We start from the raw sequence: 10,441 nt of genomic DNA on the forward strand, positions 1-10,441 counted from the left end.
GACCCGGCGGAGGGCAGGGCCCGGGGGCGGATCAGGTGGCGATGCGGACCGTGGGAGGCAGGTGCCCGGTGCCGGTGACCTCGGCGCCGGGCAGCTCGACGAGCGCGAGGTCGGGCAGGCCGGCCAGCGGGCTCAGGTCGTACGTCCGTCCCTCGCAGCGACCGGAGAGGACCAGCGTGCCCAGTCCCGGGAAGATCTCGGCGATCCGCTCGAACGGCGGATCGGCGTCGTCGTCGCCCGTCACCACCAGGTGGTCGACCTGCGCCAGGACGAGCCCGTCGGGGCACCCGTCGAGATGGCGGGGGGCGAGTGCGAGCTCACGCAGGCCGGGCACGGCGGCGACGGCGCGCCAGTCCGCCGCCGTGGGGGACGCCGACCCGTACAGGTCGAGATGGCGGAGCCGCGGGACACGGCACGCTCCGGCAGGCGCGTCGCCGTCGCGCAGCAGGCTCGCCACGGCGGTCCCCGCCGCGACCAGCGCGACATGCAGGTACCGCGTCCGCTCCAGGAGCGGTTCGAGGGCGGCGACGCCGTGGCGGGAGAGGCCCTCACGGATGTCGAGGGAGCTGGGCCGGATCCCCCGGCGGACCAGTTCGTCGACCTGGTCGTCGGAGCGGAGGGTGAAGTAGAGGGAGCCGGGAGCGAGGTGGGCGAGGACCTCCCGCGCGTAGTCCCGGGTGTCGAAGCGCGACCACGCCCACATCAGCTGTGACCGGACCTCGATCGACTCGTGACGGGCGAACCGGGCCAGGTACGGCAGCGCGGCGTCGTCGGTGACGTGGGTCGCGGTCGTCACCGCCATGAGCGCCTCCCGGGCGCTCAGCCCGTCCGGACCCGGCAGCAGGTGCAGGACCGCCCGTCCCGCGGACGCGAGCTCGCGGGCCTCGTCCGGGTCGCGCGGGGGGATCACGTCCGCCGTCCGTCGCAGGATCCGCTCCCGGATGTCCGGCGCGACCTCGGTCGCCTCGTCCAGGGCCGTCGCCGCCGTCACCAGGACGCGCAGCCGGGTGCGGCGGTCCGTCGTGGCGTCCGCGGTCTTCAGGAGTTCGCCGAGGATCTCCGCGCACTCGCGCGGGCGTGCGTGGCCGACCGCCATGCGGACGACGTCCTGCCACTGGTCGTCGGCCYCGRGGCCGACGAGGACGCCGATGTGCCACTCGTCGACGAGGGCCTTGGCGGCCAGGTGGTCCTGGAAGGTGCGGTGGACGAAGTCGACCGTGTCCGGGGTGGGTTCGCGGAGCAGGCCGCTGCGGTGCAGCAGGTGGGTGAAGACCGCGCCGGGGTCGTCGTGCGCTGCCGCCTCCGGCACGGCCGGGACGGCGGCCCGCACCAGCGCCTCGGCGCGGGAACGGTCCATCTGGGTGCGGCCGTTGAGCGTGAGCCAGTGGGCGAGCCGCTGGATCAGCTGGATCTGCGGTGCCTCGCCGAGCGCGATCCCGTAGGGGGTTCCCATGTCCCGCTCGCGGTCCCGGCGGGTCAGGAGCATGGAGAGCGCCGCCTCGTAGAGCGCCTTCCGGCCGCGGGGCAGGAAGCCCCGGCGGTCGCGGTGCAGGGCGCAGATGAGGCCGCACATCAGGGGGTTGGTGGCGAGCTGGGCGACGTGCGCGGCGGTGCGCAGGGCGTCGAGGAGCGGTTCCTCGTACGGGGCGGCGTCGGGTCCGGCGGCGTCGTGCCAGCGCCGGACGAAGGCGGTGACCTCGGCCCGGGACATGGGGGAGAGGGTCAGCTCGGTGAAGCCGTCGGGGGTGAGCCAGTCCTCGCGTACGGCGGTGGGGCGGGAGGTGACGAGCCAGCGGTTGCCCTCGTAGGCGTCGAGGAGGTCGCGGAGCCAGCCGCGGGCGCGCCCGCGCTCGGCCTCGGGGACCTCGTCGATGCCGTCGACGAGGATCAGGCCGCGGCCGGCGGCGAGGACGCGCTCGGCCCAGCCGTCGGGAGGAGTCAGGGGGCAGCCTGCGGCGGCCAGGAAGCGGTCGGGTGAGGGGAGCCGCTCGCCGTGGCGGGTCAGGGCGCGCAGGGGGAGGACGAACGGGATGCGGCCGCGCAGGTACTCCATGCCCTCGTCCCGGCCTTCGTTCGCGGCGCTGACCGTCAGCCACTGGACCAGTGTCGTCTTGCCGGATCCGGCCAGGCCGCGCAGGAGGACCTTGTCGTGGCGGGCGAGGGCGAGTTCCGCGGGCAGGGAGTCATTAGCGGGGCGCAGGGGGGCCGCGGTGTGCTCGCCGGAGGCGTGCGGGGCGCGAGGGTCCGGGGCGGCGGCGTGCGGGTCCGGGGCCGCGTCGGCGTCCCGGGGCTCGTCGAGGGCCGTGAGCCAGCTGCCCGCCGGGCCCGTGGCCTCCAGCGGCAGGTACGCCCTGMCCAGCGGCCAGGTGTCCGGGGAGTGGTGGAGGTCGACTCCGTAGATCGTGAGGCGGCCGTGCTTCCTCGCCAGGTGTGCCCGGTAGCGCCGCTCGAACTCGGTGTCGCGGCCGRCCGGCCGGGGGGTGCGGGTGAGCAGTGCGTCGACCTTGGCGATGAGCTCGCTCTGGCCGCGGGTCTGCTCGACCAGCGTCCGTGCGACGAAGGTGGAGCGCTGGGTGAAGAACTCCAGGATGTGCAGGCAGGCCCATTCGGTCAGGGTCCCCAGGAAGAGGACGGAGTCCGTGGCGAGCCCGTCGGGGGCCGGGGCGGCCGCGCGCAGGCGGCGGGCCAGGGCGGTGTGGCCCAGGGCGACCGCCTGGACGTCGTCCATGTCCAGGTCGCCGAGGGCGAGCAGCGTGGTGGCCAGGGCGTCGGTGACGGCCTCGGTCTCGTCGGCCGGGAAGGGCGGTCCTCCGGGGCCGGTCACGGCGCGTTCGACGAGGGTGGCGGCCAGGGTGCGGACGTCCCGGTCGGTCAGCGTGCGCCGTTCGCCGCGGAAGGAGACGAGCCGGGAGAGCCGGACACGGCGGCCCTCGCCGGTGAGGCCGGCTCCGGGGCCGTCGGTGACCAGCAGTTTCCTGAGCAGCGGCCCGATCGCGCCGGAGACCAGGCGGGTGCCGATGAGCGCTGGATCCACGTACGTCCCCCGAAGCATCCGTGTCCTGTCCGGCCGTGCCGCCGACGTAGTCGGGGACGGCTCTCGGGGGCCTCCGGTTGCGTGACCCAGGTCGCAATGGTGGGGGGTGCGCCGTGACAAGGCGCACAGGCGTTTCGAGGGGTACTAGCCGGAATAGTGGTGGCGTTTGGGGTCGATTCGGGACGTTCCGGTCCCTTGTGGCGGGACCTTGGTCCCGGAGGGTCCCGAACCGGGCGAGAGGCGGCCTCTCGGGCCCATCAGGACAGGGGCGACATGCGGATAAACCGATTCGCTTGTACGGTTTTGTCCGATTTCAGGAACGGGGTCCGAGGGTCGTCAAGACCTGAACTTTCAAGGAGATCGCTACGACGCGATGTCGTAGATGGGGGGTTTGAGGCGAGATGGGGTGGCGGGTTACCAAGGGATGGCCAGCCCGGCGCAGCACCGTGTCGGGTCCCGTACTTCCCGGAGGTTTTCCCCCGTATGTCGAAGCGCGTCATGAACCCCACCCGTACCACCGTCGTCGCTCTCGCCGCCGCCGGCCTGGGAGCGTCGTTGGTGGCCGGAGCGGGCTCCGCCTTCGCCGCCGAGGGCAAGGCCATCGCGTCCGCCCCTGTCGGTGTGTCCGCCGCCGTCGCCGCCCAGGCCGACGCCCAGGCGAAGGTCGCCGCCCAGGTCAAGGCCGCTCAGGTCAAGGCCGCCGCCGCGAAGACCGCCGCCGTGAAGGCAGCGGCCAAGAAGGCCCCGGTCGCCGCCAAGAAGGCTCCGTCCTGGGTCAAGCCGGTCGCCGGCTACTCGCTGAGCGCCAGCTTCAACCAGGGCGGCGCCATGTGGGCCCACAAGCACTCCGGCCAGGACTTCGCCGTCCCGGTCGGCACCACCGTCAAGGCCGCCGGTGCGGGCACCGTCGTGAAGGCCGGCCCCTACGGCGGCGGCGACGGCCCGGCGTACGGCAACGCCGTCGTCATCAAGCACGCCAACGGCAAGTACTCGCAGTACGCGCACCTGTCGAAGATCAAGGTGCACATCGGCCAGAAGGTCGGCGCCGGCCAGAAGATCGCGCTGTCGGGCAACACCGGCAACTCCTCCGGCCCCCACCTGCACTTCGAGATCCGTACGACCCCGAACTACGGCTCCGCGCTCAACCCGGCCGCGTTCCTCCGCTCCGTCGGCGTCACCATCTGACCCGACGCGACCGGACCCGGCCCTGCCGGGTGTGGCCTCAGGCGTGGTGCGCCTGGGTGATCAGATCGAGGGCGACCTCGAGGACGGCTTCGTGCTTCTCCTCGGGGTCGCCCTCGATCGTCTGCATGAAGAACATGCCGGCGTGCATGGTGAACAGGGCGCTGATGCAGCGGACCCGGTCGGCCAGCGCGAAGTCCGGCTCCTGGATCAGCCCGCTCAGCGCGAGCATGCGCTCCTTGAAGGTCAGGCCGATGCTCAGCTCGCGCACGGTGGCCTGGTTCTCCTGCATGAAGCGGAACAGCGGGGCCGCGTCGGCCAGTGCCGCCTGGTAGCGGCGCAGCGTCTCCTGCTTGGTCTCCAGGGTGCGCGGCTGCTCCTGGGCCCAGGCGATCAGCTCGTCGATCGGCCGCGTCAGGTCCTCGAAGATCCCGATGAGGATGTCTTCCTTGGTCTTGAAGTGGTAGTAGAGGGCGGCCTTCGTGACGTCCAGTCGTTCGGCGATCTCGCGCAGTGAGGTCTTCTCGTAGCCCTGCTCGGCGAAGAGTTCCAGGGCCACGTCCTGGATGCGCTGGCGGGTGTTGCCTCTGGCCATGCTCTTCTCCCCACACCCTTTTACTTACTTGACGCCCGGCTAGTTTCCCTCTTACCTTCCTAGTCTAGTAACTAGCCGGGCGMCAAGTAAGCGTCCGAAGGTGTGGGGAGCAGGGGCATGGCGACGACCGAGTCAGTGAAGGCAGCCGAGGGGGGCGGGGCGGAGGTCCGGCAGCGCAGCGTGCGCGTCGTGCTGCTCGCCCTGATGATCGCGATGCTGCTCGCGATGCTGGACAACATGATCATCGGTACGGCCATGCCGACCATCGTCGGCGAGCTGGGCGGCCTGGAGCACCTCTCCTGGGTCGTCACCGCCTACACCCTGGCCACCGCCGCCTCCACCCCGATCTGGGGCAAGCTCGGCGACATGTACGGCCGCAAGGGCGTCTTCCTCACCTCGATCGTGGTCTTCCTGATCGGTTCGGTGCTCAGCGGCATGGCGCAGGACATGGGCCAGCTCATCGGCTTCCGCGCCGTCCAGGGCCTGGGCGCCGGCGGTCTGATGGTCGGCGTCATGGCGATCATCGGCGACCTGATCCCGCCCCGGGAGCGCGGCAAGTACCAGGGCATGATGGCCGGCGTGATGGCGCTCGCCATGATCGGCGGACCCCTCGTCGGCGGCTCCATCACCGACCACTGGGGCTGGCGCTGGTCCTTCTACATCAACCTGCCGCTCGGCGTCGTCGCGCTGGCGATGGTCACCGCCGTGCTGCACCTGCCCCGCAAGGAGCGGACCGCCGGCACCCGGATCGACTTCCTCGGCGCCGCGCTGCTGACCGTCGGCATCACCACCATCGTGCTGGTCACCACCTGGGGCGGCACCGAGTACGCCTGGGGTTCGGCGACCATCGTCGGCCTCGCGGTCACCGGCCTCGTCGCGCTCGCCGCGTTCCTCCTGGTCGAGACCCGCGCCGCCGACCCGATCATGCCGCTGCACATCTTCCGCAGCCGCAACTTCACCCTCATGTCGGTGATCGGCTTCCTCACCGGCTTCGTGATGTTCGGCGCGGTGCTCTTCCTGCCGCTCTTCCAGCAGTCCGTGCAGGGCGCCTCGGCCACCAACTCCGGCCTGCTGCTCCTGCCGATGCTGCTGTCGATGATGGTCGTCTCGCTGATCTCCGGCCGGGTGACCACGAACAGCGGCAAGTACAAGATCTTCCCCATCATCGGCACCGCGCTGATGGTCGCCGGCCTGTTCCTGCTGGCCCAGATGGACACCGGCACCTCCCGCCTCACCTCCGGGATCTACATGGCGGTGCTCGGCGCAGGCATGGGCTTCCTGATGCAGATCACGATGCTCGTGGCCCAGAACAGCGTCGAGCTCAAGGACATGGGCGTCGCCTCCTCGTCGACCACCCTCTTCCGGACCCTCGGTTCGTCCTTCGGCGTCGCGATCATGGGTGCGCTCTTCACCAGCCGCGTCCAGGACGAGATGGCGACCCGCGGCGGCTCCGGGCTGACGCAGCAGTCGGCCCAGCTCGACGCCGCCAGCCTGGCCAAGCTGCCCGCCGCGCTGCGCGAGGCGTACCAGTACGCCGTGGCGTCCGGCACCCACTCCGCCTTCCTGGTGGGCTCGGCGGTCGCGGTGATCGGCTTCGTCCTGGCGTTCTTCGTCAAGGAGGTGGCCCTGCGCGGGACCGGACCGGCCCCGAAGCCGGCCGACGGCGAGACCGCGAAGGTCGCCGAGACGGTCTGACCCCGCCCCCCGGCACCACACGGCCGAAGGCCCCCGGCGCGACAGCTCGCGCCGGGGGCCTTCGGCCGCTCGCGGCAGGGCCGCCCCGAAAGGGGCCCGCCGCGTCCCGGGGTCCTGCCCGGACACCAGGGCCGGGCGCCGCCCCTCGTACAGCCCTCAGTCCGGGAACCTGATCATCGGGAAGCTGCCCGTGTTCGTGGGCGCGTGGTCGGGGAGCCAGAGCACCGCGATCGCGCCGCCCTGCGCCCCGGCGGGCGCCCCCGAGGGGGCCGCGTTGCGGAAGGTCAGCCGGGCGCCCAGGACCCGGGCCTGCCCCGCCGCGATCGTGAGGCCGAGCCCGTGGCCCTGGCCGGCCCGGTCGCTCGCCCCGGTACGGAAGCGGCTCGGGCCCTCGCGCAGCAGCGCCTCGGGGAAGCCGGGGCCGTGGTCCCGCACGCGGACCACCCGCCCCTCGACCGTGACCTCCACCGGCTTGCTGCCGTGCTTGGCCGCGTTCGCCAGGAGGTTGCCCAGGATCCGCTCCAGCCGGCGCGGATCCGTGTTCACCCACGACTCGTGGACCACCCGGACGACCACGTCCGGGTCGAGCGTCCGCACCCGCCGCTCGACGAACTCGCCGAGCGCGACCTCCTGCAGCTCGGCCCGCTCCGAGGCGCTGTCCAGCCGGGCCACCTCCAGCACGTCCTCGACCAGCGTCCGCATCGCCTGCGCCCGGTCCCGTACGAGCTCGGTCGGCCGCCCGGGCGGCAGCAGCTCCGCCGCCGTCAGCAGGCCCGTCACCGGGGTGCGCAGCTCGTGCGCGATGTCCGCGGTGACCCGGCGCTCGGCCTCGATCCGTTCGTTGAGGGCGTCGGTCAGGCCGTCGACCGCGCGGGCCAGCTCGTCGGTCTCGTCACGGACGACCCCGCCGATCGCGTCCCTGACCCGGACGCCCGTGTTGCCCTGGGCCACCTTCCCGGCGGCCGCGGCGGCCTTCCGCAGCCGACGGGAGAGCTGGCCGCCGATGAGCACGCCGAGCGCGCAGCCGCCGAAGACCACCGAGACGGAGCCGATGACCAGCGCCCGGTCGAGGTCCTTCATGATGGCCGCGCTGCGGTCGGCGAAGGGGATGTGCAGCGACAGCACGTCGCCGTTGGCCAGCGGCACGGCCGCCCAGACGTCCGGCGGACCGCCGTGGCTGTGCTCCTGGACGTACGTGCCCCGCCGGTTGTCCCGCATCAGCCGGTCGAGCTGGCGCGGCAGCATCGGATCGTTGATCTTGGTGCCGAAGCGGGGCTCCTTCGGCTTGGAGCCCTCGTACATCCGCTGGGCGAAGAGCAGCCGTTCCATCTGGACCTCGCGCGCGTTGTCCAGCATCGAGACGCGCGCGGAGTTGTGGACGACCAGGCTGAGCGTGACCGCGATGAGCGCGCCGACCGCGGCGATCGCGACGGAGATCTTCCAGCGGACGCCCGTGCGCAGGGGGAGCCGCTTCATCCGTTCATCCCCCGCGTCATCCCTTGAGTTTGTAGCCGAAGCCGCGGACCGTCTCGATCCGGTCCTGGCCGATCTTGGTGCGCAGGCGCTGCACGTGGACGTCCACGACCCGGGTGTCGCCGCCCCAGCCGTAGTCCCACACCCGTTCCAGGAGCTTGTCGCGCGAGAGGACCGTGCCGGGTGCGGAGGAGAACTCCAGCAGCAGGCGCATCTCCGTCGGCGTCAGCGCCACCGGCGCCCCGCCCCTGCGGACCTCCATCCCGTCGGTGTCGACCTCCAGCTCGCCGAAGACCAGCACCCCGCCGTCGGGGCCCTCGTCCCGCCCCGCGTCCCCGCCGGCCGCGCCGCCCGCGTGCCCGAAGCGGCGCAGCACCGCGCGGATCCGGGCGACCAGCACGGATCCGTCGAAGGGCTTGGTGACGTAGTCGTCGGCCCCGGCCTCCAGGCCCAGCACGACGTCGATCGAGTCGGCGCGCGCCGACAGCATGATCACCGGCACGGTCGACTCGTCGCGGATCCGGCGGCACAGGCTGACGCCGTCCATGCCGGGCAGCATCACGTCGAGCAGCGCGATGTCCGGGCGGTCGGCCCGGAAGGCCTCCAGACCGGAGAGCCCGTCGGGCATCGCGGTCACCGCGAAGCCGTCCCGCTCCAGGGCGAGCTGGGTGGCTTCGCGGATCACGTCGTCGTCCTCGACGAACAGCACATGGGTCTCGGCCATCGGGCGCCCTTTCCGTTTCTCTCCCGCCGGCGTCGCACGCCGGCGTCGGTGTTCGCGCCGGCCCCCGTCCCCGGAGCCGGCGTCGCGTCGCGGTCAGCCGCCGCTCGGTGCCGGCGCGGAGCCGTCGATGCCGCCGTCGCCGACCGCGCGGCTGTAGTCGTTGTGCACCCAGTCGTGCTGGGTGAACTTGTTGCCCGCCCACCGGTACGTGATCACGTCCTCGCCCGAGGGGTACGCCACCGGGTCGCCCTTGGCGTACACCTGCCGGGTCACGATCAGATCGCCGCGGTCGATCGTCGCGTAGACGGCGGCGTCCTCGGTCATGAAGACGTTCTTGTACTCCTTGTTCTCCTCGCGGTACACGTACGTCCCGATGCCGACCGCGTCGCCGCAGGTCATCACGTTGACGACGACGTCCGGCGACGCCCCGCCGGTGAGGTTCCCGTAGGAGGTGTCCACCGGGTACGCGTCCGCGACGCAGGGCTTCAGATCGCCCTTCAGGCGCTCGCCGATCTTCGGGTCGGACTTCAGCAGCGCGATCGGGTCGACGCGCTTGGCCGACTGCATGCCCGCGGAGGAGGAACGGGGGCGGGACCGGTGCGCGGCCTAGGCTCCAGACACGACGGCGAGGACGACCGGCCCGGAGACGGCCCGGCGTGCGGCACCCACGCGGCGGCGAGCACCACGGCACTGGCCGGGCTCGTCGCCGTCGAGGAGGGGGAGGCGGCCGGGGCCGTCGGGGTCACGTCGTCGGCGCGGGCCGCGCCCTCGTCCCGGGAACCCGTCCCGCCGGTCGAGCAGCCGGCCAGGAGCAGGCCGACGGCGACGAGCCCGGCCAGTGCCGTGGTGCTCGCCGCCGCGTGGGTGCCGCACGCCGGGCCGTCTCCGGGCCGGTCGTCCTCGCCGTCGTGTCTGGAGCCTAGGCCGCGCACCGGTCCCGCCCCCGTTCCTCGCCTCGTTCGGTCGATCGCCCCAGAGCGCGGGTGTCGTGGTCGATGCCCCGGCTCTCCAGTTCCTGGCGCAGTCGGGCCAGAGCACGGTGGAGCGTGCTCTTCACCGTACCGGTCGACATGCCGAGCGCCGCCGCGGTCTCCTCGGTGCTCATCTGCTCCCAGTGGCGCAGGACGACGACGCTGCGCTGCTTGGGGGCGAGGACCTTGAGGATGTCCATGAGCAGGGCCCGGTCGGCGTGCTGCTCGGTGGCGTCGTCGACGCACGCGTCGGGCAGCTGCTCGGTGGGGACCTCGTCGAGCTTGCGGGCGCGCCACCACTCGGTGCGGGTGTTGATCATCACGCGGCGCAGGTAGGCGTCGGCCAGCGACTTGTCGGCGATGCCGTCCCAGCGGCCGTACGTGCGGGCCAGCGCGGTCTGCAGCAGGTCCTGCGCGTCGACCGGGTCGGGCACGAGACGTCGGGCACTGCGCAGCAGGGCGTCCTGCCGTGTACGGACGTACTCCTCGAAGTCGAGCACCTCGCCGTGCGCCATTCCCAACCGCCTCCGATCCCCGTGACCAGCACTGTTTCCGTGTACGTCGACGACGCTACGGAGCGGTTGTCACGAGGCTGTGCGCGGCAGCCGTCGGCGGACGCACGGCTGCCCATCGGTTGTGTAACGGCCGGGGCCGGGCCGGGCGTCCGGTCCCGTCGGACGGTCGGTAGGTTCGCGGTGTCCGTGCGCGGGCTGCGGCGGGCAGGACGGGGGGAACCATGGACGACGGCGTGGGGCGGAGCGGCGTGG

7 protein-coding genes and 1 pseudogene are annotated in these 10,441 nt (G+C 72.5%); 2 read left to right on the plus strand and 6 right to left on the minus strand.

Annotated elements, in window-relative coordinates; translation table 11 throughout:
• Positions 1 to 31 precede the first annotated feature (31 nt).
• Complete coding sequence (locus tag EAO71_RS20700; protein WP_147979061.1) at positions 32 to 3,034, minus strand: NACHT domain-containing protein; 3,003 nt, start codon at positions 3,032 to 3,034, stop codon at positions 32 to 34.
• Between the two features lie 483 nt (positions 3,035 to 3,517).
• Between EAO71_RS20700 and EAO71_RS20705 the strand changes: the two genes are divergently transcribed.
• Positions 3,518 to 4,219, plus strand: a complete 702-nt coding sequence (locus EAO71_RS20705; RefSeq protein WP_147979062.1) for a M23 family metallopeptidase — start codon at positions 3,518 to 3,520, stop codon at positions 4,217 to 4,219.
• 37 nt (positions 4,220 to 4,256) lie between these two features.
• Here EAO71_RS20705 and EAO71_RS20710 read toward each other — a convergent pair whose 3' ends face one another.
• Entirely contained in the window at positions 4,257 to 4,811 is a 555-nt protein-coding gene (locus tag EAO71_RS20710; protein WP_147979063.1) for a TetR/AcrR family transcriptional regulator, read from the minus strand.
• A 117-nt stretch (positions 4,812 to 4,928) separates the two neighbouring features.
• Between EAO71_RS20710 and EAO71_RS20715 the strand changes: the two genes are divergently transcribed.
• Positions 4,929 to 6,506, plus strand: coding sequence for an MDR family MFS transporter (locus tag EAO71_RS20715; protein ID WP_147979064.1), 1,578 nt, complete (start codon positions 4,929 to 4,931; stop codon positions 6,504 to 6,506).
• 156 nt (positions 6,507 to 6,662) lie between these two features.
• Here EAO71_RS20715 and cseC read toward each other — a convergent pair whose 3' ends face one another.
• The 4 genes and pseudogenes from cseC to EAO71_RS20740 all read right to left on the minus strand — a co-directional run bounded on the left by cseC (position 6,663) and on the right by EAO71_RS20740 (position 10,189).
• Positions 6,663 to 7,982 carry a two-component system sensor histidine kinase CseC gene (gene cseC / locus EAO71_RS20720; RefSeq protein ID WP_147979065.1) on the minus strand — a complete coding sequence of 440 codons (1,320 nt, stop codon included), beginning with the start codon at positions 7,980 to 7,982 and terminating at the stop codon, positions 6,663 to 6,665.
• A gap of 16 nt (positions 7,983 to 7,998) precedes the next feature.
• Entirely contained in the window at positions 7,999 to 8,703 is a 705-nt protein-coding gene (gene cseB, locus EAO71_RS20725) for a two-component system response regulator CseB (RefSeq protein ID WP_147979066.1), read from the minus strand.
• 93 nt (positions 8,704 to 8,796) lie between these two features.
• Positions 8,797 to 9,542: pseudogene (locus tag EAO71_RS40075) on the minus strand (hypothetical protein).
• Positions 9,543 to 9,622: 80 nt separating this feature from the next.
• Positions 9,623 to 10,189: a SigE family RNA polymerase sigma factor gene (locus EAO71_RS20740; protein ID WP_147979068.1), complete on the minus strand. Its 567-nt coding sequence runs from the start codon at positions 10,187 to 10,189 to the stop codon at positions 9,623 to 9,625.
• Between the last annotated feature and the right edge of the window lie 252 nt (positions 10,190 to 10,441).

The organism is Streptomyces sp. MS191 (assembly GCF_008042125.1).
Classification (GTDB): Bacteria; Actinomycetota; Actinomycetes; order Streptomycetales; family Streptomycetaceae; genus Streptomyces.

Excerpts from the sequence above, each read along its gene's own strand:
- EAO71_RS20705 (WP_147979062.1), top strand. The coding sequence starts at position 3,518 with ATGTCGAAGCGCGTCATGAACCCCACCCGTACCACCGTCGTCGCTCTC.
- EAO71_RS20710 (WP_147979063.1), bottom strand. The coding sequence starts at position 4,811 with ATGGCCAGAGGCAACACCCGCCAGCGCATCCAGGACGTGGCCCTGGAA.
- EAO71_RS20715 (WP_147979064.1), top strand. The coding sequence starts at position 4,929 with ATGGCGACGACCGAGTCAGTGAAGGCAGCCGAGGGGGGCGGGGCGGAG.
- cseC (WP_147979065.1), bottom strand. The coding sequence starts at position 7,982 with ATGAAGCGGCTCCCCCTGCGCACGGGCGTCCGCTGGAAGATCTCCGTC.
- cseB (WP_147979066.1), bottom strand. The coding sequence starts at position 8,703 with ATGGCCGAGACCCATGTGCTGTTCGTCGAGGACGACGACGTGATCCGC.
- EAO71_RS20740 (WP_147979068.1), bottom strand. The coding sequence starts at position 10,189 with ATGGCGCACGGCGAGGTGCTCGACTTCGAGGAGTACGTCCGTACACGG.